Raw genomic sequence first — 25,239 nt, 5'->3', positions numbered from 1 at the left:
ATCAGCTTTCGAGGGCTGATTTACCCAAGCCGTCGTTTTTCCCATTGCTGCCCTTCGGATCGGACGGGGCACCACGTGGGAGTTCGATCTCGAAGCGTGTGCCTGTCGTGTCCGTCTGGGCCAGCCTGAGCTCGCCGTTATGCGCCTCGACGATCTCCATGGCGATCGCGAGGCCGAGGCCAGTTCCGCCAGAGCGCGCCGATCCCCTGAACGCCTGAAAGAGATTATCCTTGGCCTTCTGGGGCAGACCCGGCCCGGAATCTTCGACGAAAACGAGGGTACGGCCCGACACAAGTCTCTCTGCTCCAACCGTCAAGCGGCGCACGACACCAATCCCCGCCATGTCATCGGAGGTTAGCGCCTGCACCGCGTTGCGGCAGAGATTGGTGAGAAGGCGGTGGATCTGCTCGGGGTCGGCAGTCACCTCGAAATGCTCCGGGACCGCGTTGACGAACTCAATCTCGCTCTCGTCCTGTCCGAGCGCCAGGAGATCGCGGATGTCGGAGACCGTCGCCTGGAGATCGACCTGGCGCCATTCCGGCGTTCTTTCGACTGCACGGCCGTAGGCGAGGACGGACTGGGTATAGTGCAACGCGCGATCGAGACTCTTGATAAGCATCGGTGCCATACGCTGAACCTTTGGGTCCGGCAGAGTGACAAGACGGTCGGAAATCATCTGCGATGACGCAAGGATATTGCGCATGTCATGATTGATCTTTGAGACGGCGAGCCCGAGATTTGCGAGGCGGCGCTGCTCCTTCAGCGTCTCGGAGAGCTTGGCCTGCATGGCGGCAAGTTCGCGGGAGGCGATGCCGAGCTCGTCGGCGCGGTCTTCGGGAACGATAATTCGGTTGGGGTCTGACGGCTTGTCGCCGAAAGCGATCATCGCACTGGTGATCCTGCGAATGGGAGCGATCATCATCTTGTTGATCACGGCCCACAGCAGAAGCGCGGTCGTCGCCGCTAGGACCGAGGAGTAGAAAAGCACCCGGCCGGCATAAGCAAACAGGGCGCTTCGCAGATCACCGTCCGTCAGGACGACTTCCGTTCGGAAGCCCTCGTCACCCGTGGATCCGAGAACCCGGAGTGTGCGGTCGCCGCCGAATGCGAATTCGCTGAAGGCCTCCGAGGCGCTCTGAATGAAAGTCTCGTCATCGAGCGATATCGTCCGGTCGACTTGGGCTATCGAAGTATCCCGGGCAATCAGCCGATTGCTCCGACCGTCGGAGATCGCGACAAGTCGTAGGCCGAGCGCATCGAGCAAGGCGGCCTGCTGGCTGTCCGGCATCGCTCCAGCGCCGCTCGAACCGGGCTGGCCCGGTCCGGCGGTCGCAAGCGCTGCGACGGCAGCACTTTGCAGCTTTTCACGCAGGTAACTCTCTCTGAATCCGGCAAGCAGGGGCACGAAGATGACGACTTCGGCGGCCATCACAGCGACGACCGTCAAGAGCAGGAGTTGGGCCGAGAGGGAGCGCGCGAAGAAACCGCCGCGCGTCGGCACCGTTCGCTCAAGCTCCAAGCGCTCGCTGGTTTGAGGATCGCTCAAATCGCCTACGGCCTTCCCCTCCAGGGTCGACCGCCATTTCAGACCGAGATCCGACCCAAATCAGTCTTCCCCAGAGACTGTGTCGGCTTTTTACCCGAAGCGGCGAAGAAAAGCGATGGCGCTGCGAACGATCGGCTTCGTCGTGTAGGAGGAATAATAGGACGTGGCGGCCCGTTTCGCGATCTCCGAGAGCGTTGGATAGGGCGAGACGAAGCCCTGGAGGTCGGAGAGCTTCATGCCCTGCGCAACGGCCAGAGCGAGAAGGTTCGTCATCTCGCCGGCCTTTGCACCGGCAACCCCTGCTCCGACGATCTTGCCGCGCTTGCCGACGACGATCTTGATCAGACCTTCGGTTTCCCGCTCAGTCTGGGCGCGGTCGTTCTCGGCATAGGGCCAGGAGACAGTCGTGACGTCCTGACCGGCGTCCCGGGCTTCCACTTCGGTCGGCCCCACCTGCCCGAGCTCGGGATCGGTATAAGTGACGTGTGGAATCTGCTCGTGCTTCGTCTTGATCGGCAGACGAAAGAGCAGCGGGCGCAGCACGAGGCCTCCGTGATAGCCTGCGACATGGGTGAACTGCGGTCCGCCTGCGACATCACCCACGGCGTAGACGCGTTTGTTCGTCGTTCTCAGATCTTTGCCGACCGTTATGCCCGACCGGGCGAAATCGATGCCCGCAGCCTCGAGGCCGAGGCCCTCCACATTGGGCTGGCGACCGACTGCGACGAGGAGATGGCTGCCGCTCACGGTAAACCTCTCGCCGCCGCGTTCGGCCGTGACATTGATCGCACCCGGCGAACCGCCGACGTCGACGACCTTCGCTTCGACCTCGATCCGGATGCCCTCCTCCGCCAACCGCTTCAAGACGACTTCGGCGAGCTCTGGATCGTCTTTGCCAAGTGGCTTCGCCCCTTCGATGACGGTCACATCTGCGCCGAGGCGCCGGTGAGCCTGCGCCATCTCCATGCCGATCGGTCCACCGCCGATGACAATGAGGTGCTTCGGGCAATCCGTGAGGTCGAACAGCGTTTCGTTGGTAAGATGGGGCGTCTCTTTCAGCCCGGTAATCGGAGGGACGAAGGGTCTGGAGCCTGTCGCCACGACGAAGCGCCGCGCTTTGATGCGCCGACCGTTCACCTCCAAGGTCTCGCCGTCTAGGAACCGGGCATCGCCCTTGACGACGTCGACACCGAGCCCTTCGAAGCGCTCCACCGAGTCGTTCGGTGCGATCGCGCCGATGACGTCACGGACATGGCGATTGACTGCGGCGAAGTCGATCTGCGGCTCGGTCGACGTCACGCCGAAGCGCTCGGCCTTTCGGAAGGTCTGCGCCGTTTTGCCGGCGGCGATCAGCGCCTTGGACGGCACGCAGCCGTAATTGAGGCAGTCGCCGCCCATCTTGTCGCGCTCGATTAGCATCACCGAGACGCCGAACGCCGCTGATGCTGCGGCCACAGTCAGGCCGCCGGAGCCCGCCCCGATCACGCAGATGTCGGGCTTGTCTGTATCGGAGGCCATGAATTTCGCCCTTCCTATGCCTTGCTCTCGACCGGGCCGCGGCCCTTGAGGAATGTCTTCTTGAGGATAAGGCCAAGAATCGCGAGGCCGCAAAGGCCGAAAAGAGCGATCGTCATTTCGGTGGTCACGAGATCGCCGACCGTCACCGCACCGTCATGGGAGACGTTGGCGACCGCCTGATCAATGCCGCTGCCGAGGAAGGTGTAAACGAAGGACCCGGGCATGATGCCGAAAAAGGTCGCGAGGACGTAGGTTCGAAGAGATATGTTGACGAAAGCCGGCGCGATATTGACTGCGAAGAACGGCAGAACGGGCGTCAATCTCAGAACGAAGAGGTAGGAGAAGGCGTCGTTCTGGAAGCCCTCCGCGAATCGCTTGATCGCTCCGCCGGCCTTTCTGCGCAGAACGTCCCCGAAGGCGTGCTTTGCAGCAAGGAAGATCGCGGCAGCCCCAATCGTCGCACCGACCACCGTCAGGATCCCGCCGACGAGCCAGCCGAACACGAAACCCGCCGCAATGGTGATGATCGAAGCGGCGGGGAAGGCGATCGCGACGAGGACGGCATAGATGAGGATGTATCCGAGCCCCGCCAGGAGCATGTTGTCCGCCACGAATGCCTTCAGGGCCTCGCGGCTTTCGAGAAAGGCCTGAAGCGACAGGTAGCGGTGAAGATCGAAGGCAAAAGCGAGGCCCAGCACGACGCAAATGATCGCGATCGGCCACAGCCGCTGCACCCACGACTTTTCCGCAGTTCCGTCTGCTTCTTCGCTCACCGTCATCGTTGATCATTCCTTTTCCGAGGTCACGTTCTGTTGCCGCGTCCACCTTGCGGCGCGACGTCCAATTGATGTTTCTCTCGAAAGCTACGTCGGAACGACAGCGATCGGTTCGTTGACTTTCGCGATGGATCGCTCTTATAAGCGCCCCACGAGCGGACGGCGTTACGTGCGCGGTTTTGTTGCGCGCAGCGAGCCCCCGATCCGCACCGGTTCAAGAGACTATTCGACACGAAGGGCCCGCATGTTTCGCAACTGCGGGAAAAATCCATGAAGCGCACTTACCAGCCATCCAAACTCGTCCGCAAACGCCGTCACGGTTTCCGTTCGCGCATGGCGACAGTCGGCGGCCGCAAGGTCATCGCTTCGCGTCGTTCCAAGGGCCGCAAGCGTCTCTCGGCCTGAGGTCGGAAGCCGCTGAACGGGATCGGCCCGCTCAGGAGTGAGCATCCGTCCCGGCGCCAGAAAGGGACGGTTTGACGAAGGCGGGTCGGCTCACCAAGCGCTCCGAATTTCTAGCCGCGCGCCGGGGCCGTCGTTTGAACGGCCCTTATTTCTTTATCGAAACCCTTGTTCGAGGCGACGACGAGCCGCCCCGCTTTGGGTTGACGGTGACGAAGAAGGTTGGCAATGCCGTTGCCAGAAACCGGATCAGACGGCGACTGCGCGAGGCTATTCGCACCGCTGCTGGTTCTGAGATGAGGAACGGTGTGGACTACGTGATCGTCGCACGCCGCGATGTGCTTAACGTCGCGTTCGTAACCCTGAAAGACGAGTTGTCCCGGCGGTTCAGCCGTTTCGATCCAGCCAAATCCGGGCCATCCAAAAATCAGCGTCAAGACGCGTCGGCGTCAGAGGTTTAGCCCGATGGAAATGAACCGCAACTTCTTGATTGCGATGGCTCTGTCGATCATGGTTCTGGTCGGATGGCAGTTCCTCGTCATCGGGCCGCGCATGGACGAGCAGCAGCGCCAGAACGAGATCGCCCAGAACGAAGGCTCGCTGCAGACGCCTCAGACGCCGGCCGGCTCCGATCAGGACAGTCTGACCGCGCCGTCCGGGCGCGAAAGCATGGTGCCGAGCCCGAATCTGCCGCAGAACCAGAGCCGCGAGCAAGTCATTGCAGGCGGCAACCGCGTGACCATCGACACGCCGGAACTGACGGGATCGATCAATCTCACCGGCGCCCGCCTCGACGATCTGCGCCTGAAACACTATCACGAGACGGTAGACGACAGCTCACCGACCATCGTTCTTCTCTCGCCCGAAGAACTGCCGAACGGCTATTTCGCCGAATACGGCCTCATCCAACCCGGAACGGGCCAACTCGTCGGTGCGAATACCGAATGGCAAGCCGAGGACGGCGCTGAACTCACTCCGGACACACCGGTGACACTCACTGCGACCACCGAAAGCGGGCTCACCGTGACCCGCCGTATCTCGGTGGACGACAATTTCATGTTCACCTACGAGGACACGGTCGAGAACACCGGCGATGCTGCAGTGCAGGTTTCGCCTTACGGCCGGATCGCCCGCTATTCCAAACCGGAAGTTGCAGCCGCTTTCGTGCTCTTTGAAGGTCTGCTCGGCGTCTTCGGCGAAGAGGGCCTCGACGAGGTCTCCTATTCCGACATCGAAGACGACACCCGGCTGCGCCAGCCGGCATCCTCCGGCGGCGGCTGGCTTGGCATCACCGACAAATACTGGGCGACCGCCCTCGTTCCCGAAGTGGGCCGCGACTTCGAATCCCAGTTTCTTTATCGCACCAATGGCCGCAGCCATTATCAGACCGAATTCGTTTCCGATCCGGTCTCGATCGCGCCTGGCGCCGCTGCGAGTATGGTCAACCGCACCTTCGCCGGCGCGAAGGAAGTGGACAAGATCAACGCCTATGAAGAGCAGCTGAATATCCGCCAGTTCGGCCAGCTCATCGACTGGGGCTGGTTCTATTTCATCACGCGGCCGATGTTTACGGCGCTTGACTACATCTACCGTCTCGTCGGCAATTTCGGTATTGCGATCCTTGCGGTCACGGTGATCCTGAAGCTCATCTTCTTCCCGCTCGCCAACAAATCCTACAAGTCCATGGCACGGATGAAGACCATCCAGCCAAAGGTCATGGAACTGCGCGAGCGCTTCAAGGACGACCGGCAGAAGCAGCAACAGGAGATGATGCAGCTCTACCGATCGGAGAAGATCAATCCGGCGGCGGGCTGTTGGCCTATCCTTATCCAGATCCCGGTCTTCTTTGCGCTCTACAAGGTGCTCTACGTGACGATCGAAATGCGTCACGCGCCGTTCTTTGGCTGGATTCAGGATCTGGCCGCGCCGGACCCTACGAGCATCTTCAACCTCTTTGGGCTTCTGCCCTACGACGTTCCTGGCATTCTGTTGATCGGCGTCTGGCCGCTGCTCATGGGCCTTACCATGTTCATCCAGATGCGGCTCAACCCGACACCGCCGGACCCGACCCAGGCGATGATCTTCACCTGGATGCCCGTTGTCTTCACCTTCATGCTCGCGACCTTCCCGGCCGGCCTTGTGATCTACTGGACCTGGAACAACTTCCTGTCGATCATCCAGCAGAGCGTGATCATGAAGCGCAACGGGGCGAAGATCGAGCTTTTCGACAACCTGCGCGGCATGTTCAAACGGAAGGAGAAGCCGTCCGAGAGTTGACGCCGGACGTTTCTTCGATGCGCACATCCACGAAAAGGCGGGTCGATCCGATCCGCCTTTTCCCGTATACGGTCCCGAAAGAACCAGGGAGGCGTTACGTCCGATGAACACCTGACCTTTCGCTCAGGCGCAAATCAGCCGGAACTCCATTCTTCCGGACAAGACCGGCCATTTGAGCCGGCGGCGCGCTTGTTTTATCCTCGGAACGTCAGGATCCCATCATGCACGGCCCCAACCCAGACGCGCTCTATCCGCTTGCCGGCTTTCCTCGCGTAGTATTCCTGAAGAACTTCATTACCAAGCCGAATATCGAAGTCGGGAATTTCAGCTATTACGACGACCCTGACGGCGCCGAGCGCTTCGAGGAGCGCAACGTGCTCCACCACTTCGATTTCTACGGCGACCGTTTGGTCATCGGCCGGTTCGTTGCGATCGGATCGGGTACGCGTTTCGTGATGAACGGTGCCAACCACGCCATGGGCGGTTTTTCGACCTACCCGTTCAACATCTTCGGGGAAGGGTGGGAAAAAGGCTTCGACATGGCGTCCTGGACCGGTCAAAGCCGGGGCGATACGAAAATCGAAGACGACGTCTGGTTCGGTATGGACTGCACCGTCATGCCCGGCGTCACCATCGGCGCGGGCGCGATCGTCGCAACGAATTCGACGTTGGTCTCGAACGTGCCCGCCTATGCGGTCGTCGGAGGAAATCCGGCGCGGGTGATCAGGATGCGCTACAACGAGGAAACCATTGCACGGCTCCTTGCGATCGCCTGGTGGACCTGGAGCGCGGAAGAGATCAGCAGCAATCTCGATCTGATCCGCGGCGACGATCTCGACGCGCTCGAACAGGTCGCAAAGCAACGGAAATCGATGGCATGACGGATCAGAATGGTAGAGGAAGTAACCCGAAACTCTTCGGCCAGCCTTGGGTCTTCGTGCGCGGCGTACCGGCAATGAAGTTCCTGCCACCGGAAGGCCCGCCGGAGGTCGCTTTCGCGGGCCGCTCCAACGTCGGCAAGTCCTCGCTGATCAACGCCCTCCTCGGCCAGAAGGGGCTTGCGCGCACCTCCAACACGCCAGGGCGCACGCAGGAGCTCAATTTCTTCGTGCCCGACGGCTTCGGCGGCGAGACCACCGAATTGCCGCCGATCGCCATCGTCGACATGCCGGGCTACGGCTACGCCCAGGCCCCGAAGGAAAAGGTCGATGCCTGGACCGAGCTCGTCTTCGACTATCTGCGTGGCCGCCCCACCCTGAAGCGCGTCTTCGTGCTCATAGACGCCCGCCACGGCATCAAGGCGAACGACGAGGAAGTGCTGAAGCTCCTCGACAAGGCGGCGATGTCCTACCAGATCGTGCTGACCAAGATCGACAAGATCAAACCGACCGGCGTCCCGAAGCTGATCGCAGCGACGGAAGAGGCGATCCGCAAAAGGCCGGCGGCCTATCCGGGGATCCTGGCGACGTCCTCAGAGAAGCGGTCGGGACTGGACGAGTTGCAGGCAGCGCTTGGTATGCTGGCGGAATAGACCGACCGCATCAACTCCCGTCATATACGGGCTCTGCCCCGGGTATACGGCGCCAGGGTAGCGACATGGAGCTGCGGCGGTAGGCGCATTTTCCGCGCTGAACCCTTAAGGAAGCGCCCGAGGGTGACTCCCCGCGAGAGCGGACCTTTCCGATTGCCACCCCCATCCATCACGGCTAACACCGTACCATGTCGCTCAAGCTCGCATTCATGGGAACGCCAGAATTCGCAGTCCCGACGCTCAAGGCCGTGCATCGGGCCGGCCACGAGGTCGCCTGCGTCTACACCCAGCCGCCGCGCAAGGCGGGGCGGCGGGGGTTGGAGGTGACGCCCTCCCCCGTTCACCAAACGGCTGATTTGCTCGGGCTGAAAGTCCATACCCCTTCGAATTTCCGCGACGAGGCGGAGCGCTGGGCATTCGCGGCCTACGAGTTCGATGTCGCTGTGGTCGTCGCCTACGGACTTCTCCTGCCCGAGGCCGTGCTTGGCGCGCCGAAGCATGGCTGCCTCAACGGACACGGCTCGCTGCTGCCCCGCTGGCGCGGAGCCGCGCCGATCCAGCGGGCGATCCAGGCCGGCGACACGACCACCGGAATGATGATCATGCGCATGGAGACCGGCCTTGACACCGGTCCCGTCGCCCGCACCATGGAAACCACCATCGGCGAAACCGAGACCGCAGGCGAACTCCACGACCGCATGGCCTTCATGTGCGCCGACTTGATGGTCGACGCGCTTTCCAAGCTTCAGGCCGGGGTTCTCCACTTCGAGGACCAGGACGCCATCGCCGCGCGCACCGGACGCGATGCCTGCTATGCCCGCAAGATCGACAAGGCGGAAGCGCGGATCAACTTCAAGCTACGCGGTTCGGACGTTGCCCGGCAGATCAACGCTTTTTCGCCCTTTCCGGGGGCGTGGACCATACTGCCCGTCGGGCAGCGGCAGGAGCGGATCAAGATATTGCGGGCTCGCGCCGAGCCCGGCGACGGCGAACCCGGCATGACGCTCGACGACGGGCTGAGGATCGCCTGTAAGTCAGACGCAGTGCGGCTTCTCGAAGTGCAGCGGGCCGGCGGCAAGCCGATGGCCGCGAGCGATCTCCTGCGCGGCGTCGCAATCCCGGCAGGCACGATGCTGGGCTAAAATCCGAAAGCGTCAGAAAGTATCTTATGAAGTTGCTCAGCCCCGACGCGATCAAGCTGGATGCTTTGACTTGTTTTACCCTGAAACTCTCTCGTTTTGCGGCCGTAAGAATTGATTTGAATGAAGGTTCTGCCGTCTCGCTCAAAGACCGTATAAGAGGCTGAAATCTCCTCATGGAGCGAGTTTCTCTCCATGCGACGTTCTTCGAGATTGCGAATTAGAGCCATCGTGTCCTCCGACTTTACATGCCTAGGTATAAACTCACAGTAGAATATGACGGAACCCCCTATGCCGGCTGGCAGCGGCAGGCGGACGAGCCCTCGGTGCAGGCGGTGATCGAGGAGGCCGCCCACCGGCTTTGCGGCACGAACCCGGTACTGTTTGGGGCGGGCCGCACCGATTCCGGCGTCCACGCGACGGGTCAGGTCGCCCATATCGATCTGCCAAAAGCCTATGCCGGCGGCACTGTGCGCGATGCCCTCAACGCTCATATGCGCGACGAGCCGGTGGTGATTTTAAGCGCCGAGGAGGTGGGTGCGGATTTCGACGCGCGCTTCTCGGCCCGCAAGCGCTGGTATCGCTACCGCATCTTCAATCGCCGGGCTCCTGCGGCGATTCTCCGTGGGAAAGTATGGTGGGTCTCCAAATTGCTCGACACCGAGGCGATGCACGAGGCGGCGCAGGTACTCGCTGGCACCCATGATTTTACGACTTTCCGCTCCACCCACTGTCAGGCGAAAAACCCCATCCGCACGCTGGAAAAGCTGGAAGTCGTGAGGGCGAACGGCGAGGAAATCCATATCGTCGCGATGGCCCAGTCCTTCCTGCACAACCAGATCCGCTCCTTCGCCGGCACGCTAAAGCTCGTCGGCGAGGGCCGCTGGACGGCGACAGATGTGAGCGAAGCGCTGAAAGCGAAGGACCGCACTGCCTGCGGCCCGGTCGCGCCACCTTATGGGCTCTATCTTACGGCCATAGAATACACCAACGAGCCGAAGCGCACCCTTCCACCCTATCCAGCCAAGGATTAACGCTGAGCCGGAAGGAGACATCCGAGGACCGCGAGCGCGATCGCACCAAAGAGAAGCCACGACACCGGATCGCCGAAGACGCGTAAGGTGAGTGCCGAGAAGATCAACCAGACGATTGGGACTATCATCAGGATCGCAAGCCGAAGGCGGCAGGCGCCGGCCATCAAAAACAAACCGAGCAGCGCCACCATGGTGGGGTCCGGGGCGAATGCAAACCATTCGGCACCCGTCAGTGCCCGGCTGCGGGAATATCCGATGGCGGGATAGGCCAATAATCCGATCGCAGCGAGGCTTCCACCCACCATCAGTCGGGCGCGCGAACGGTGATTAACCGGTTCGGCGGTCGCACCCACGAAAGCAAGCAGAACAGCTTCGCCGAGAAACGCCCAGTAGCCAACCGAAGCGATGGGGCTTATCGGCGCGTAGCGCGATCTGAGAAAGGTAACCGCAACGAAGACGATCGTCGCGATCATCAGCCCCCACGACATCTGACGGGCCGTGTCGATCGTTTTGCTTGAGCGGATCAACCAGACCGCGAGGATGGCGAGGCCGATGATCGTCATGATGATCGGCAGCGGCCACCACGCCTCGTTCTGCGCCTCGAACAAGCGGCGATAGACGCGCTCGGAAAAGAGCAGGAAATCCTGCAGCCGGTAGGTCGTCCAGGTCTCCACAGCTTAGATGTTCGCGATCGCCGCCGCGATCTCCTCGCGCATAGCGTCGTCCGGCATCGGGCCGGAGGCGGCCGCGATGTTCTCGGCCGCATGCTCCGGGATCGTCGTCGCCGGGATCGGCAGCGTCGCCGCGGGATGGGAAAGTATGAACTTCAGGATCAGCTGCGCCCAGGTCTCCGCCTCGAGTTCAGCCGCGAACCCCGGCAGCGGCTCGCCCTCCAGCCGGCGGGTCAGTTGGCCTTGCTGGAACGGCCGATTGATGACGGCGACCATACCGCGCTCCGCGGCCAGCGGCAGCAGACGGCTCTCGGCCTCGCGATCGACCGGGTTGTAGGTGAACTGCACGAAGTCGAGCGGATGCCTCTCCATGATCCGTGCGAAATCCTCATGTCGCCGGCCATGCGAGGTGGTGATCCCGACATGGCTTAACGCGCCTTCCTCCTTCATTTGGAAGAGCATCGGCAGATGGTCTTCCCAGGACACCAGATTGTGGACCTGGAGCAGCGAAAAGTTCGGCACGCCCCACAGCGATCGACTCTCGGCAACCTGCTCGCGCCCTTCGGCCCCCAGCGGCGTCCAGACCTTGTCGGCGGAGAAGACGTCAGAACGCCCGAGCTTTTCGAGGCCATAGCCGATTGTGCCTTGTGAGGATCCATACATGGGCGAAGAGTCGATCACCCGCCCGCCGGCCTGAAAGAATGCCTCCATCACGGCGGCACACTCGTCGAGAAGCACTGGATCGTTGCCGACATTGAAAGTGATCCAGCTGCCAAGCCCGACCGCGGGCAGAGTCGCGCCCGACCCGGAGACGGTACGAGTGACCATCCCAGCCGTCTGTGCGCCGGCGGGCAGGATCGGCATGACCGAGGCGGCCGCGGTTCCGGCAAGAAAGAGGCGGCGATTGAGTCTGGTCATTCAGTGCTCTGTCGCTAAAGCATTTCGAACAATGCGGTGGAGCTCGATACGCTCGAACTTTCGGATCTCTGAATGTTCGAGCTAAATTGCTCCGCGCACAAAGCTAATCCGGCACGCGGCGAGCCGTTCCGGCGATCTCGAAGAAGACGCCGTGGCGCGCGATCTCGCCGCAGCCTCCCACGAGGCGTTCCGGCTTCCTGTTGGCTAAAGTTGACTTTCCTGAGGTCTAACGAGCGGCAGATTCGCTCGACCGATGCTGCGGGTCTATTCGAAAGGCTGAGCGCGAATATTCGGTCGTGTCATCGCATACCGCTGTCTTGTCAAAGCAACCCACGCCGGCAGAGTGCGGTCATCAGGTCGGCAATCCCGAACGTCCAGGGGTCGATCTCGGTCGAATACTGCACTTCGTTGATCAGGGTTCCCAACCGGTCGTTGGAAATGCGGACGATGTCGCCGAGCTTGTGGGTGAAGCCTTCGCCCGGAACGTCGCGATCCTGAACCGGCGCGAATAGCGTGCCGAGATAAAGCATGAACCCGTCGGGATACTGATGGTGCGGGCCGCAGGTCTGTGCGACCAGCATTTCGGGATCGCGCGAGATTTCGCGCATCGAACTTGATCCGTCGAGGCGGTAACCGTCGGTACCCTCGACCACCAGTTCCAGTTCTGCGGCGCGAACGTCATCGAGGGTGTACCCGGCATCGAAGAAACGAATGAAGGGACCGATGGCCGACGATGCGTTGTTGTCCTTCGCTTTGCCAAGGAGCAGAGCGGAACGCCCCTCGACATCGCGCAGATTGACGTCGTTTCCGAGGCTCGCGCCCTTGATCCGGCCGCGCGAATCCACCGCAAGCACGATTTCCGGTTCGGGATTGTTCCAAGTCGAGATCGGATGAAGCCCGATTTTCGCGCCGGAGCCGACCGAAGACAACACGGGTGCCTTGGTGAAGACCTCCGCATCGGGACCGATGCCGACCTCCAGATACTGTGACCAGAGGCCTTTCTCGATGAGGGCAGCCTTCACCTGCGCGGCTTTCTCAGAGCCCGCTTCGAGATCGCGCAGGCTGTCGCCGAGGATCGCATGGACTTGTCCGCGAATTGCGTCAGCCAGAGCCGGGTTCCCCTTGCTCTGCTCCTCGATGACCCGCTCGACCATCGATTGCGCGAAGGTAACACCGCAGGCCTTGATGACCTGAAGATCGCAGGGTGCGAGGAGCGAGATCTTGCCATCGGCCAGCGCTTCGACGGCACAAAGGTCTTCGCCCTCCGTCTGTCGTACGACCGCTACCGGATCATCGGCTTCGAGAAGGGCCGAAACGGTCGGTGCCTCGCGGCTGGTGATGTCTATCACCCGGTCGCCGCGAAGTGTGATGAGCGATGGACCAAGTCCCTCTCGCATGACCCGTCCGATGAAGGTGGCTTTCCCCGCATCAGCGGGCAGAGAAAACCGTTCGATCGCCATCAGAGCATCACCTCGTCCAGAAGCGAGCGATATTGCTCGCCCGTCAGTTCTACCGGGTTCGTGGCATGGGAGTGATCGGCCAGCGCCCGCTCGACGACCCATGGCAGACTCTCTTCCGAGACACCGAGGGTCCGCAGTCCTTTGGCGATGCCAAGGCGGGTGTTGAGATCGGCGAGCTCGCGTTCGAGATCGGCACTTTCGGCAAGCCCCATCGCGGTTTTCAGACGCGCAAGCTTGTCGCCAACATGGGGCGCGTTCACACGCACCACCGGCGGGAGCAGAATCGCGTTCAGCGTACCGTGATGGAGCGAGGGCGATTTGAGGCCCCCGAGCGCGTGGCTGAGAGCATGGATCGCGCCGAGCCCCTTCTGGAAGGTCAGCCCGCCTTCGAGTGCGCCCATCATCATCTCGGAGCGTGCGGCAAGATCGCTTCCGTTCCCCACCGCCTTTTCGAGATTGCGCCAGATCCGCCCCGCCCCATCGAGCGCGATCGCCTCGGCTGGTGGATTGTATCGCGGCGAGAAGAGCGTTTCGATGCAGTGCGACAGCGCATCAAGACCTGTCGCGGCAGTCAGTCCTGCCGGCAGACCGAGCGTGAGTTCCGGGTCGCAGATCGCCGTCTTCGGGATGAGATGGCCGCTGATGAAGCCGAGCTTGCGTCCGTCCTTCAGCGTGATCAGCGCCGCGCGGCCGACCTCCGAGCCGGTGCCGGCCGTCGTCGGGATCGCAATCAGCGGCAGGACCTTCGGCGTGATCCGGCCGATGCCGCCATAGATCGCCGCGTACTGCTCGAGATCGCCCTCATGGGTTGCGAGCAGCGCGACGCCCTTGGCGAGATCGATCGGCGAGCCGCCGCCGACCGCGATGATGCCGTCGCATGCATTCGAACGGCAGACCTCGAGTGCTGCAAGTACCGCTTCTTCTGTCGGATTCGGCGGAACATCGAGGAACCGCGCTGGCGAACCGGGACTAAGTTCGGCGATCCGGTCTGTGATACCAGCGTCGCTGACGCCCTTGTCGCTGATGATCAGCGGACGGGTGACCCCGAGCCCTTCGAGACTGGCAGTCAGGTCGTTGATCGCCCCTGGCCCGAATTGAATGGGGGTGAGATATTGAATGAGACTCATGGACTCTCCGCTCTTAAGCCCGCACGCGTTGGTTTTGCGTCAAATCCCGATCGGACATCGGCCGAAGCATCGCACGCGGTGCCCGTCCCGAGATTTAACTCCGGTCCTGCGGTGACCAGTAACCGCTACTTCTCACCGCCGGAAGACGTGTCTCGAGTCTTGCCTCCGAGCGACGATCGCCGGGCCTCGGTCGGCAGGACATATCCTGCGCACTGGGTAGAGTGATAGCCGGCACAGGTAGAGGCTGCTACGACGGCTATGAAAAGAAGAGGGAAATCAGCGATGCCGACGAATCCAATCCTCCGAACGGTCTCCGGACACGAGGTCAGGCCTGCCGTGTTCGGAGCGATGCAGTGCGGCGGCAATGCGGACGAGGCACAGAGCCGAGCCATGCTCGAGCGGTGCCGGGACGAGGGAATCGTCCATCTCGATACGGCTTACGCCTATACGGATGGCGAGTCCGAGAAGATCGTCGGACGCTTCGCCGCGCCGATCCGCGACGAGCTCTTCGTCGCGACGAAGGTGGGTTTGACGGGCGGCGCGGGCCGAAAAAACCTTACCGCCCAGTTCGATAGGTCGCGCGCACGCCTCGGCGCCGATCAGGTCGACCTCCTCTATCTTCACCGTTTCGATCCAGAGACACCGCTCGAAGAGACAGCGGAGTTTTTCGCGTCCGCGAAGCAGCGCGGCCTCATACGCTATGTCGGACTGTCTAACTTCGCGGCCTGGCAGGTGATGAAGATGATTGCCGTCGCCCAAAGGCTGGACTTCACGATCGACGTCATCCAGCCGATGTTCAGCCTAGTCAAACGTCAGGCGGAAGTGGAACTTCTCCCAATGTGCATCGGCGAGGGCGTTCTAGCCTGTACGTATTCCCCGCTTGGCGGGGGCCTGTTGACCGGGAAATACGCTGCGAAAGAATCAGGACGCCTGCTCAGCGAGCCCAAATACGCGCAGCGCTATGCACCGCAATGGATGCACGACGCTGCGAGCGGGCTGAAGGCGATCGCCGATCGGGAAGGCGTCCATCCAGCGACCCTTGCGGTCGCCTGGGTCATGCACCATCGCTACCGACCGGCGCCGATCGTCTCCGGACGTTCCATCGAACAACTCGAACCATCGCTCGCCGGGCTTTCGTTCGAGATGACGCCCGAACTGAACGCGGAGCTCTCCGATCTCACGCCGACGCCGCCCCCGGCCACAGACCGGCTGGAGGAGGGCTGAATGGACGCCTTCGAAGCCAGCAGGAAGCGCTTGCGGTGAAAATATCTGACCCGTGAATCTCTGCCGCAACGGGACGGGAAACCGGACCGATTTGTTTGCTTCGTCCCAAATGCCGTCGGTTTATGTCGTCGCATCAGGAGCGTAATGCGAATGTTCTCAAGTCGCTCCTTGCGTTGGTTCAATCTGCATATTTACGAAAGTCGACGGCGGGGACGTCGCGTGGCCCGAGCACTTTCTCCTCTCCCTCTCGATCGGAAGATCGCGGAGTGAAAGCTCGTCTTTGCGTTCGAGGACAAGGGACTTCATCGATCAGCCCTTCCAGATAATGGTGATCGCTAGTTCGATGCGGATGGCATTGAGAGGTTAAGCCGACAAGCCGGCCGTCCTCGAGGGTCACGCTTAGTGCATACAAGCTTTCGAATTGCGCACCTTCTCCCGAGGTCGAGCAACGCACATATCAAAGTCGACAAAGATGAGAAATTTAGAGCAGAGGGGTAGCGTAATGCGCAGGCTATCAGTCACCACCCGTATCCGTGGCTTTTTCGGCGAACTTGTCCGGGCATCCGGCGATCGGACCCAACGCCTTGAGCATGCGCTGCACGACGCTCGCCAGCGTCACGGCAAGTAAGCCTGCCAACCTACCCAATCACAGACGACAGATCAGGAGCAATCATGACAGACCATCGTAACAACACCTTCCGCAGCCGCGTCCGCGGGTTCTTTCTCGATCTCGTACGCGACTCGCACAATCGCGCACCCCGCATCGAACATATGCTTCGGGAAGAGCGCGCCCGCAGCGGCAAGTGAGCCGCAACATTGGGCGAAATGTGCCCTTTGATTTTCCGGAGAACCGCGGAGAGCGTCATGCGATCCGCGGTTTTTTTCATTTGGGCCCGACGCATCAGGTGAAGATGACGTAAGTCGAGGCGACGATCGCCACGACGACGAGGCCGATCGGCCAAGCGAGATTCCATTGTGTCATCTCGACAGCACCGCTTTCCCGCGCGACGAAATCGCTCGTTCGCGGCCGCATCTGTCCGATGACCAGCATGATCGCAACGTTGAGCGCAAAGAGAATCGCCATCACGTGAAGGTAATGAGGATAGCTGTCCTCGCCAACGATGAACTTCAGACCGAACTGACTGAGCATGTAGAGAATAACGCCCGAGGCAAGCGCGATCTTCGCTGCCAAAGGCGGGACGCGCTTGGTGAAGATGCCGACGAGGATGATGGTCAGAATCGGAATCGAATAGCAGCCGTTCACCTCCTGCAGGTAACCGAACAGGCCCTGCGGTGCATTGGCGATAAACGGTGCGATCGTCATCGAAGCGATGGCGAGCACGACCCCGAAATACTTGCCGGCCTTGACCACCTGCCGATCCGTCGCGTCCTGCTTGATGTACTGCCGGTAGATGTCGATGCCGAACAGGGTCACGGACGAGTTCAGCGCCGAGTTGAACGAGGAGAGGATTGCCCCGAACAGCACCGCCGCGAAGAAGCCGACGAGGTAAAAGGGCAGGACTCCCGTCACCAGCGTAGGATAGGCCTCATCGGCGGTTTCGAGATCGGGAAAGAGATGGAAGGCGATGATCCCCGGCAGGACAACGATGACCGGACCGAGGATTTTCAGGAAAGCGGCATAGAGCAGGCCCTTCTGGCCCTCCCTTAGGTTCTTGGCACCCAGCGCACGCTGAATGATCGCCTGATTGGTGCCCCAGTAGAACAACTGCACCAACATCATGCCGGTAAAGATCGTTGCGAAGGGGATCGAGGAATCCGGCCCGCCTATCGCCTCGAACTTTTCGGGATGCTCGTTCCAGAGCGTCGCGAGACCTTCGGTGATCGAGCCATTGCCGACCACCAACAGACCGAAGATCGGAACCAACAGGCCGCCGGTGAAAAGGCCGACGGCGTTGATCGTATCGGACACCGCGACCGCTTTGAGGCCGCCGAAAATCGCATAGATCGAACCGACGATCCCGATGGCCCAAACGGTTATCCAGAGCGCCGCCGTGTCGCCGACGCCGAGCAGTTGGGGAACATCGAACATGGTCGAAAGCGCCAGCGCGCCGGAATAGAGAACAATCGGCAATAAGACGATCGCATAGCCGGACAGGAAGAGCGCCGATACGATGGTTTTCGTCTGGCTGTCATAGCGCTCCTCGAGGAAGGACGGGATCGTCGCGACGCCGCCGTAAAGGTATCGCGGCAGGAGAACGAGGGCGGTCACGACCATCGCGATCGCGGCGAGAGTCTCCCAGGCCATCACCAGAATTCCATCGGTGAAGGCCTGGCCGTTCAGCCCGACGATCTGCTCGGTCGAGAGGTTGGTGAGGAGAAGCGATCCACAGATCACCGGCGCGGTCAGGGATCGTCCCCCGAGAAAGTAGCCGTCGGAATGCTCTTCGTCAGTTCCGCGTGTCCAGATATAGGACAAGACACCGACAAGCGCGGTGCAACCCAAGAAGACCAATAAATTGAGCGCGCCCATCTTTCCTCCCAGCGCAAAATCTAGGCCAGTTCGTCCGCCGCTCCCGATCTCTTCCCGGATCGCTCCCGTGTCCTTCGGCCCTTTACCGCCGGGTAGATATTGGAACCGACACTAAAATCCATGGTGTGATCATACGACCGTCTGCACAGCCCCAATTCTCTGTTAGGGCGATCTCGGGTGTATTCCTGTCTGCCTCTCCTCTCGGCGCATCCCCGCAAGCTCGATTGGGATGTTTCCAGATGGCCGGCAACCGACTATTCGGCGTTCCATGACCTTCCACGCGACGATTCTCACGCTTTATCCGGAGATGTTCCCTGGTCCCCTCGCCCATTCGCTTGCGGGCAGGGCGCTGGAGCGTGGCGACTGGACATTGGAGGCGCGTCAGATCCGCGAGTTCGGCCGTGGACGGCATCGCGCCGTCGACGACACCCCGGCCGGGGGCGGCGCGGGTATGGTGATGCGCGCCGATGTTGTCGCCGACGCCATCGACGCGGCGATCAGCGACACCGATACGCGGCCCCGCCTGATGATGAGTCCGCGCGGGCGGCCGTTGACGCAGGACTTCGTGCGCGACCTCGCGGTCGGCGACGGAGCCCTCATCCTCTGCGGCCGCTTCGAGGGCGTCGACGAGCGTGTGATCGAAGCGCGGAGCCTGATGGAAGTCTCGATCGGCGACTACGTTCTTTCAGGCGGCGAGATGGCGGCCCTTACCCTTCTCGACGCGGTCGTTCGCCTCTTGCCCGGCGTCATGGGTAATCAGCAGTCCGGCACCCACGAGAGCTTCGAGGGCGGTCTTTTGGAGCATCCTCACTATACGCGCCCCGCCGAATGGGAAGGCCGTTCCATCCCGCCCGTCCTGACATCCGGCGATCACGGCGCCATCGTACGCTGGCGACGCGACGAAGCGGAGCATATCACCAAAGAGAGGCGGCCCGATCTTCTGAAGGACCGAGAACGACGCTGAAGTGCGGATCAGGCCGTCTCCTCGCTCTTGTCTCGCACTGTCTTTCCGTCCGCCTTCGCCTTTTTCTCCTTTTTGGCGTCGAACAGCACCTTGTAGGTGCCGAACATTCCGATGGCGCAGATCGTGCCGGAGATCGCGAGGATGGCCCAGGTCGACTGTTCCTCCAGGAAATGCGTGAGCGCCTTCCCGAAATAATAGGCCGTCAGCCCGTAGACGGCCGTCCAGAGCGCGGCGGAAATCGCGTTGTAGAGGAGAAATTGCGGCCAGCGCATACGCATCATGCCGGCGACGAAGCCGTTGAGCTGGCGCAGGATGAAGATGAAGCGGGCTATCAGCACGATGACGAAGCCGTAGGAGTTGAACTTCTCCTCGACCATGGTCAGCTTGTCTTCGTCGAAGCCGACCCTGTCGCCCCATCTGACGATCGCCGCCCGTCCATAGCGTCGTCCTACGAAATAGCCGATATTGTCGCCGAGGATCGAGCCGAGGAAGGACGCCCCGAGCACGAGGAGGATGTTCATCTTGCCGCTGCTTGCCAGCATCCCTGCCGCGACGACGAGACTCTCGCCGGGCAAGGGCATTGCGACGGACTCCAGCAGCACGACCACGACAATCAAGCTATAGCCGTACTGGGTCAGGAAATCGGTCAACGCCCCCGCTCCAGGAGAGCGACCGCTTCCACATGATGCGACCAGAGAAACTGGTCGATCGGCGTGACCGATTTGAGCTGAAAGCCGCCATCGATCAGGATCCGCAAATCGCGGCCGAGCGTCTGCGGATTGCAGGATACGGCTGCAATGCGCTTCACGGTGGAAGCCGCCAGCGCCTGGGCTACACCCTCGGCTCCCGCACGCGGCGGGTCGAACACGACGCCGTCATAGGGCTTCAGATCCTTCACAGTCAGCGGCCGGCGATAAAGATCGCGCCGCTCATGCGTGATCGGCTTCAGGCCGGACGCCTGCCGCGCGGCCGCGTCTAGGGCTGCAAGCGCCCCGGCTTCGGACTCTACCGCATGGACTTTCGCGCCCTTTGCGAGCCGAAGTGTGAACGCGCCAGAGCCAGCAAAGAGGTCGGCGACGCGCTTAGCCTTGGCGAGATGCTTCAGAACCCGTTCGGCCATCGCATCTTCGGCGGCCGCAACCGCCTGCAGGAACCCGCCGGGTGGCGGTTCGACGGCGATCCCGCCGAAGAAGACCTGCGGCAGGCGGGCCTTCATCAGGATCTCGCCGTTCGACGACAGCCGAGCGAACTTCGAGGCGAGCGCGTGGGACACCGCCTGCCGGTGGCGCTCCTCAGACAGCTTCGCCGCGTCGCTCGCAGCGATATCGAGCCCGGCATCGGTCTGCGTTACCGTCAGTTTCAGCGGCGCCTTGCGATCAATCAGGATGGTCGCGAGCTTTTCCAGCGCGGGCAGCGCGTCAACGATCCCCGGCATGGCGACGGGGCACGGGCCGATTGGCACGACTCGATCCGAATGGGCCTCGTGAAAACCGAGCAGCGCCTTCGGCCCGGCCCGCACCGCCGTCAGGGTCACGCGGCGGCGGGTGCCAGGTGCGCAAGGCACCAGCGGCGCAACGTCAGCTTCGATCCCATGACGCGAAAGCGCGTCGATGACGATCCCGCGCTTGTATTCGGCATAGAAGGCCGGCGAAGCATGCTGCAGTTCGCAGCCGCCGCAAGCTCCGAAGTGCGGACAGGGCGGCTTCGCGCGCTCATCCGAAGCCTTCAGGATCTCCAGCGGCGTTCCACGCTTCTCGCCCTCGAACAGATCGGCGCGCACCACCTCTCCGGGCAGCGTGAAGGGGACGAAAAGCGGACCATTCCCGGTCTCGGCAATACCGTCGCCCTGAGCGCCAAGCCGGGCGATAGTGACTTCTCGGCTCATGCCGCGCCACCAAGCTTCGTCGCAGCCAGCAGGAATTCGCGGTTGCCGTCGCCGCCCGCGATCGGCGAGGCGACGAGCCCGTCGGTGTTCCATCCGGGCTGAGCGTCGAGCCAATCGGCAACACCCTGCGCAACTGCCTGAGCCGTCTCCGGCTCTTTCAACAGGCCGCCCTTCCCGATCGCCTCCCGCCCCGCCTCGAATTGCGGTTTGACGAGAAACAGGCCCAATGCGCCGCTTTCGGCCAGTTCCAGAGCCGGCGGCAAAGCAAGCGTGAGCGAGATGAAGCTGACATCGACAACAAGCAGGTTCGGCATGTGCCCATTCAGATCGTCCGCCGTCAGATCGCGAGCGTTCAAGCCTTCGATCGCCGTCAGGCGCGGCTTGTTGCGCAGGCTCTCATGCATCTGGTCGTGACCGACATCCACCGCTGTAACATGGGCAGCACCGCGCTGCAGAAGCACTTGGCTGAATCCACCGGTCGATGCGCCGATGTCGAGGCAATCGAGCCCAGCCGGCTCGATGGCGAAGGCGTCAAGCCCTGCAATCAGCTTCAGCGCAGCCCGCGAGACATAGCCGGCAGCCGGATCGTCGACGGCGATCTCGGCTTTGGCTGCAATCATGAGAGACGCCTTCCGAGCCGGGCGGCCATCAACCGTCACCCCGCCCCGCTTGATTGCGTCGAGCGCCCTCGAACGCGTCGGCATCAGCCCCCGTGCGACAAGCGCCTGATCGAGGCGAAGGCATGTGCCGGGCGCGGCATCCGGCAAGTCGGCGGTAGATGAATAGGGCATGGTCATCGATGCGAATGTGAGCCGGTGGAGCCCGCGGTGCAAGCTTGCTCGGTCGAAGCCCTATCGGCCGGCATTCGTTCCGTCGCAGTCCCCTCCAGCAATCACGCTCGTCTCGCGGCCTCGCTCTCCTCACGGCCGAGGGCACGGAACACAGTCGAGACAATGCCTGCTTTATCGAGCCCGGCCTCGGCATTCATCTTGGCCGGCACGCCATGGTCAACGAAGGCGTCTGGCATAACGATCGGGCGGATCTTGAGCCCCATGTCGAGCAGCCCGACACTTGCAAGGTGCTGCAGCACCTGCGCCGCGAAGCCGCCGCTGGAGCCCTCTTCCACCGTGATCAAGACCTCGTGGTTTCTCGCGAGACGCTCGACCAGATCCGTATCGAGGGGCTTTGCGAAGCGGGCATCGGCGACCGTCGTCGAAAGTCCGTAACCGTCGAGTTCCTCGGCGGCGGCGAGCGAGTCCGTCAGACGCGTGCCGAAGGCAAGGATCGCGACCTTCGAGCCTTCCTTGATCAGCCGGCCCTTGCCGATTTCGAGCACCTCGCCGCGCTCCGGCATGTCGACCCCGGTGCCGTTGCCACGCGGATAGCGAAACGAGATCGGCCCTTCGTCGTAGGCCGCAGCCGTTCGAACCATATGGCGCAGCTCCGCCTCGTCACTCGAAGCCATGACGACGAAGCCTGGCAGCGGACAGAGATAGGCGGTATCGAAAGAACCGGCATGTGTCGCACCATCGGCGCCTACGAAGCCAGCCCGATCGATCGCGAAGCGGACCGGCAGATGCTGGATCGCGACGTCGTGCACGACCTGATCATAGGCGCGCTGGAGGAAGGTCGAATAGATCGCGGCGAACGGCTTGTATCCCTCGGTCGCAAGCCCCGCGCAGAAGGTGACGGCGTGCTGTTCCGCAATGCCTACGTCGAAAGTCCGAGTAGGATAGGCTTCGCCGAATTTGTCGAGCCCCGTGCCCGCCGGCATCGCGGCGTTGACGGCAACGATCTTGTCGTCGTGCCGTGCCTCTTCGATGAGGCTCGAGGCGAACACGTTGGTATAGCTCGGCGCATTGCCCTTCGACTTCGACTGAGCGCCGGTAATGACGTCGAACTTGGAGACGCCATGGTACTTGTCGGCGGAGCTCTCGGCCGGCTCGTAGCCTTTACCTTTCTTAGTGACGACGTGGACGAGGATCGGGCCGGTTTCGGCATCGCGCACGTTCTTCAGGACCGGTACCAGCGCATCGAGATCGTGGCCGTCGATCGGGCCGATATAGTAAAAGCCAAGCTCTTCGAAGAGCGTACCGCCGGTGAAGAAGCCGCGGGTATATTCCTCAGTCTTGCGCGCCCCTTCGCGGAAGAAATCCGGCAGACGCTGGGTGAAATCGCGGGCGCGATTTCTGAGGGTTCGGTAAGTCTTGCCCGAGACCAGCCGCGCGAGATAATGGCTCATCGCGCCCGTCGGCGGGGCTATCGACATGTCGTTGTCGTTGAGGATGACGATGAGGCGGGCGTCCAGAGCGCCGGCATTGTTCATCGCCTCATAGGCCATGCCCGCACTCATCGCGCCGTCGCCGATCACCGAGACGACATTATTCTTGGCCCCTGCGAGATCGCGCGCCACCGCCATACCGAGACCGGCCGAGATCGACGTCGACGAATGGCCCGCGCCGAATGGATCGTATTCGCTCTCGGTACGCTTGGCGAAGCCAGACAAACCGCCTTCCTGGCGCACGGTGCGCATGCGCTCGCGGCGCTGGGTGAGGATCTTGTGCGGATAGGCCTGGTGGCTGACGTCCCAGATCAGACGGTCGTCCGGCGTGTTGAAGACGTAATGCAACGCGACGGTCAGTTCGACGACGCCGAGCCCCGCACCGAGATGTCCGCCGGTCTGCGAAACGGCATCAATCAGATCCGAGCGCAGTTCATCGGCTATCTGCCTCAGGTCCTTTTCCTTGAACCGTCGCAGATCAGCGGGCGTGTCGATCTGGTCGAGGAGCGGCGTCTTCAAGGATTGGGGCACTTCGCGAGAACCTCTTTACTCGTACCGGTCGGCCAGGGGGTCTGGCTCTCTGGAACCGTTCAACATTTAAATCGCGTTTGAGGGGCTTCGATCAAGCCTTTCGCAGGCCGGTCCCTTGCGTCAAATCGTTTCCGCAGGCCTGAAGGTCGCCTGGTGTTCGCGGTGAAACTGCGAAACGCTCGCCCTCATTCGGGATCGAGCGGCTCGACGCCTACCGGTTTGCCAGCGCGGTTGAGCTTGATCTTCTCCACTTTGTCCTCGGCTGCCGAGAGCAGCCGATCGCAGTGGTTCTTCAGCTTCTCGCCCCGTTCGTAGATCCGAATCGATCGATCGAGCGGCACGTCGCCCCGTTCGAGATCGGTCACGATGCGCTCCAGCGAGGCCATCGCCTGTTCGAAAGACATGCGCTTGATGTCAGAATCATCTGCCGGGATGTCGTCGATCTGTTCGTCGGCCATGAAGTCTCTTTGCAGGTTCGTCGTGACGATGGGTTCAGCCTTCGAGCAGCCGTTTCACGTGGGCCTTCACCGAGACAGCGAGCCCTTGCAGATCGTAGCCGCCTTCCAGCACACTCACCAGCCGGTCGTCACAGTGAGTTGCGGCGGCGTCCATAAGCTTTCCGGTGGCCCAGTCGAAATCGGAATCGGAAAGCTGCAGATTCGCGAGCGGATCGCGAAAATGAGCATCGAAGCCGGCTGAGATAATGATCAGGTCCGGTTCGAATTCGTCTATCGCAGGCAAGATACGCGTCTCGAAGGCTTCACGGAATTTCTCGCTACCGTCGCCCGCGACCAGCGGCGCATTGACGATGTTCCCCTCGCCTCTCTCCGATTTCGCGCCGGTGCCGGGATAGAGCGGCATCTGGTGGGTCGAACAGTACAGAACGCTGGGATCGGACCAGAAGATGTCCTGGGTGCCGTTCCCGTGATGGACGTCCCAATCCATAATCGCGACACGCCCGAGGCCGTGAACCGACTGAGCGTGGCGAGCTGCGATTGCAGCGGTATTGAAGAGGCAGAAACCCATCGCCGTCGTCTTCTCGGCATGGTGGCCCGGCGGACGAGCCGCGACGAACGCGTTCCGGCAATCGCCGGCAACGACGCCGTCTACCGCAGCGGTCGCTGCACCGACTGCATGCAGCGCGGCAGTGAAACTCTTCGGGCTGATGATCGTGTCGCCGTCGATCCGCGCCAGACCCTCTTCCGGAATCGCCTTCGCCACCGCTTCGGCATACTTGTGCGGATGGCACCGGGTGATCGACTCGAGGGCGCCCTCGGGGGCAAGCTCACGGTCGAGAAGTTGGAAGCACTCGTCTTCCAGGATCTGTTCGATGGCAACGAGTCGCTCGGGCCGTTCGGGATGACCCGGGCCGGTGAGATGCTCGACGAAGATCGGATGATGGTAGTAGCGCGTCAGCATGTCATGAGACCTAGCCCGCAGGCGCGCCATTGGCAATTATTCCAC

General features: G+C 61.9%; 25 protein-coding genes. 10 read left to right on the top strand and 15 right to left on the bottom strand.

The genetic code is table 11. The features are described 5' to 3' along the window. Nucleotide 1: 1 nt before the first annotated feature. The 3 genes from FP2506_RS16875 to FP2506_RS16865 all read right to left on the bottom strand — a co-directional run bounded on the left by FP2506_RS16875 (nt 2) and on the right by FP2506_RS16865 (nt 3,843). Nucleotides 2-1,546 (bottom strand): sensor histidine kinase, encoded by a 1,545-nt coding sequence (locus FP2506_RS16875; RefSeq protein ID WP_050765102.1) that lies wholly within the window; start codon nt 1,544-1,546, stop codon nt 2-4. A 90-nt stretch (nt 1,547-1,636) separates the two neighbouring features. Then, entirely contained in the window at nt 1,637-3,064 is a 1,428-nt protein-coding gene (locus FP2506_RS16870; protein WP_007068812.1) for a dihydrolipoyl dehydrogenase family protein, read from the bottom strand. Between the two features lie 14 nt (nt 3,065-3,078). After that, nucleotides 3,079-3,843, bottom strand: coding sequence for a TVP38/TMEM64 family protein (locus FP2506_RS16865; RefSeq protein WP_040489211.1), 765 nt, complete (start codon nt 3,841-3,843; stop codon nt 3,079-3,081). A gap of 267 nt (nt 3,844-4,110) precedes the next feature. Here FP2506_RS16865 and rpmH point away from each other — a divergent pair, with 267 nt between their 5' ends. From rpmH to fmt, 6 genes are all read left to right on the top strand, one after another. Then, nucleotides 4,111-4,245 carry a 50S ribosomal protein L34 gene (rpmH, locus tag FP2506_RS16860; RefSeq protein WP_007068809.1) on the top strand — a complete coding sequence of 45 codons (135 nt, stop codon included), beginning with the start codon at nt 4,111-4,113 and terminating at the stop codon, nt 4,243-4,245. Nucleotides 4,246-4,316: 71 nt separating this feature from the next. After that, nucleotides 4,317-4,703 carry a ribonuclease P protein component gene (gene rnpA / locus FP2506_RS16855; protein WP_007068808.1) on the top strand — a complete coding sequence of 129 codons (387 nt, stop codon included), beginning with the start codon at nt 4,317-4,319 and terminating at the stop codon, nt 4,701-4,703. A 4-nt stretch (nt 4,704-4,707) separates the two neighbouring features. After that, the gene (gene yidC / locus FP2506_RS16850) at nt 4,708-6,519 is read left to right on the top strand and encodes a membrane protein insertase YidC (protein WP_007068807.1); all 1,812 of its coding nucleotides are present in this window, start codon (nt 4,708-4,710) and stop codon (nt 6,517-6,519) included. A gap of 221 nt (nt 6,520-6,740) precedes the next feature. Next, nucleotides 6,741-7,400 (top strand): CatB-related O-acetyltransferase, encoded by a 660-nt coding sequence (locus FP2506_RS16845; protein ID WP_007068806.1) that lies wholly within the window; start codon nt 6,741-6,743, stop codon nt 7,398-7,400. Next, nucleotides 7,397-8,050 (top strand): ribosome biogenesis GTP-binding protein YihA/YsxC, encoded by a 654-nt coding sequence (yihA, locus tag FP2506_RS16840; RefSeq protein WP_007068805.1) that lies wholly within the window; start codon nt 7,397-7,399, stop codon nt 8,048-8,050. Before FP2506_RS16845 ends, yihA begins: the two co-directional genes overlap by 4 nt. Nucleotides 8,051-8,238: 188 nt before the next feature. After that, the gene (gene fmt, locus FP2506_RS16835) at nt 8,239-9,192 is read left to right on the top strand and encodes a methionyl-tRNA formyltransferase (protein ID WP_007068804.1); all 954 of its coding nucleotides are present in this window, start codon (nt 8,239-8,241) and stop codon (nt 9,190-9,192) included. On the opposite strand, the gene FP2506_RS19100 is transcribed toward fmt, so the two are convergent. Beyond that, entirely contained in the window at nt 9,189-9,419 is a 231-nt protein-coding gene (locus tag FP2506_RS19100) for a hypothetical protein (protein ID WP_040489210.1), read from the bottom strand. The two genes, fmt and FP2506_RS19100, sit on opposite strands and share 4 nt — an antisense overlap. A gap of 18 nt (nt 9,420-9,437) precedes the next feature. Between FP2506_RS19100 and truA the strand changes: the two genes are divergently transcribed. Then, nucleotides 9,438-10,223 (top strand): tRNA pseudouridine(38-40) synthase TruA, encoded by a 786-nt coding sequence (gene truA, locus FP2506_RS16825; RefSeq protein ID WP_007068802.1) that lies wholly within the window; start codon nt 9,438-9,440, stop codon nt 10,221-10,223. Here the strand turns inward: truA and FP2506_RS16820 are convergent. From FP2506_RS16820 to FP2506_RS16805, 4 genes are all read right to left on the bottom strand, one after another. Then, nucleotides 10,220-10,897: a DUF6064 family protein gene (locus FP2506_RS16820; protein WP_007068801.1), complete on the bottom strand. Its 678-nt coding sequence runs from the start codon at nt 10,895-10,897 to the stop codon at nt 10,220-10,222. The two genes, truA and FP2506_RS16820, sit on opposite strands and share 4 nt — an antisense overlap. 3 nt (nt 10,898-10,900) lie before the next feature. After that, nucleotides 10,901-11,812 carry an aldo/keto reductase gene (locus FP2506_RS16815; protein ID WP_007068800.1) on the bottom strand — a complete coding sequence of 304 codons (912 nt, stop codon included), beginning with the start codon at nt 11,810-11,812 and terminating at the stop codon, nt 10,901-10,903. A 320-nt stretch (nt 11,813-12,132) separates the two neighbouring features. Continuing rightward, on the bottom strand, nt 12,133-13,272 hold the full coding sequence (locus FP2506_RS16810) for a fumarylacetoacetate hydrolase family protein (protein WP_007068798.1): 1,140 nt from the start codon (nt 13,270-13,272) through the stop codon (nt 12,133-12,135). Continuing rightward, the gene (locus tag FP2506_RS16805; protein ID WP_007068797.1) at nt 13,272-14,399 is read right to left on the bottom strand and encodes an iron-containing alcohol dehydrogenase; all 1,128 of its coding nucleotides are present in this window, start codon (nt 14,397-14,399) and stop codon (nt 13,272-13,274) included. The genes FP2506_RS16810 and FP2506_RS16805 overlap by 1 nt, the downstream gene beginning before the upstream one ends. Before the next feature lie 282 nt (nt 14,400-14,681). Between FP2506_RS16805 and FP2506_RS16800 the strand changes: the two genes are divergently transcribed. Further along, complete coding sequence (locus FP2506_RS16800; protein ID WP_007068796.1) at nt 14,682-15,623, top strand: aldo/keto reductase; 942 nt, start codon at nt 14,682-14,684, stop codon at nt 15,621-15,623. 672 nt (nt 15,624-16,295) lie between these two features. Then, a complete protein-coding gene (locus FP2506_RS19400) occupies nt 16,296-16,430 on the top strand; it encodes a hypothetical protein (RefSeq protein ID WP_007068794.1) in 135 nt (44 codons plus the stop codon). 94 nt (nt 16,431-16,524) lie between these two features. On the opposite strand, the gene FP2506_RS16795 is transcribed toward FP2506_RS19400, so the two are convergent. Further along, nucleotides 16,525-18,114: a solute:sodium symporter family transporter gene (locus FP2506_RS16795; RefSeq protein ID WP_007068793.1), complete on the bottom strand. Its 1,590-nt coding sequence runs from the start codon at nt 18,112-18,114 to the stop codon at nt 16,525-16,527. A gap of 268 nt (nt 18,115-18,382) precedes the next feature. Between FP2506_RS16795 and trmD the strand changes: the two genes are divergently transcribed. Further along, the gene (gene trmD, locus FP2506_RS16790; protein WP_007068792.1) at nt 18,383-19,078 is read left to right on the top strand and encodes a tRNA (guanosine(37)-N1)-methyltransferase TrmD; all 696 of its coding nucleotides are present in this window, start codon (nt 18,383-18,385) and stop codon (nt 19,076-19,078) included. An 8-nt stretch (nt 19,079-19,086) separates the two neighbouring features. Here trmD and FP2506_RS16785 read toward each other — a convergent pair whose 3' ends face one another. From FP2506_RS16785 to FP2506_RS16760, 6 genes are all read right to left on the bottom strand, one after another. Further along, nucleotides 19,087-19,728, bottom strand: coding sequence for a DedA family protein (locus FP2506_RS16785; RefSeq protein WP_007068791.1), 642 nt, complete (start codon nt 19,726-19,728; stop codon nt 19,087-19,089). Then, on the bottom strand, nt 19,725-20,963 hold the full coding sequence (locus tag FP2506_RS16780) for a class I SAM-dependent RNA methyltransferase (RefSeq protein ID WP_007068790.1): 1,239 nt from the start codon (nt 20,961-20,963) through the stop codon (nt 19,725-19,727). The genes FP2506_RS16785 and FP2506_RS16780 overlap by 4 nt, the downstream gene beginning before the upstream one ends. After that, nucleotides 20,960-21,760 carry a TlyA family RNA methyltransferase gene (locus tag FP2506_RS16775; RefSeq protein WP_007068789.1) on the bottom strand — a complete coding sequence of 267 codons (801 nt, stop codon included), beginning with the start codon at nt 21,758-21,760 and terminating at the stop codon, nt 20,960-20,962. Before FP2506_RS16775 ends, FP2506_RS16780 begins: the two co-directional genes overlap by 4 nt. Nucleotides 21,761-21,855: 95 nt before the next feature. Then, nucleotides 21,856-23,763, bottom strand: coding sequence for a 1-deoxy-D-xylulose-5-phosphate synthase (gene dxs, locus FP2506_RS16770; protein WP_007068788.1), 1,908 nt, complete (start codon nt 23,761-23,763; stop codon nt 21,856-21,858). A 197-nt stretch (nt 23,764-23,960) separates the two neighbouring features. Beyond that, nucleotides 23,961-24,233, bottom strand: a complete 273-nt coding sequence (locus FP2506_RS16765) for an exodeoxyribonuclease VII small subunit (protein WP_007068787.1) — start codon at nt 24,231-24,233, stop codon at nt 23,961-23,963. Between the two features lie 34 nt (nt 24,234-24,267). Next, nucleotides 24,268-25,194, bottom strand: a complete 927-nt coding sequence (locus tag FP2506_RS16760) for a histone deacetylase family protein (protein ID WP_007068786.1) — start codon at nt 25,192-25,194, stop codon at nt 24,268-24,270. Nucleotides 25,195-25,239 lie beyond the last annotated feature (45 nt).

It is taken from the genome of Fulvimarina pelagi HTCC2506 (assembly GCF_000153705.1).
Lineage (GTDB): Bacteria > Pseudomonadota > Alphaproteobacteria > Rhizobiales > Rhizobiaceae > Fulvimarina > Fulvimarina pelagi.
Note: the sequence above shows the minus strand (reverse complement) of the source record. Positions and strands in the feature narration are given on the sequence as shown.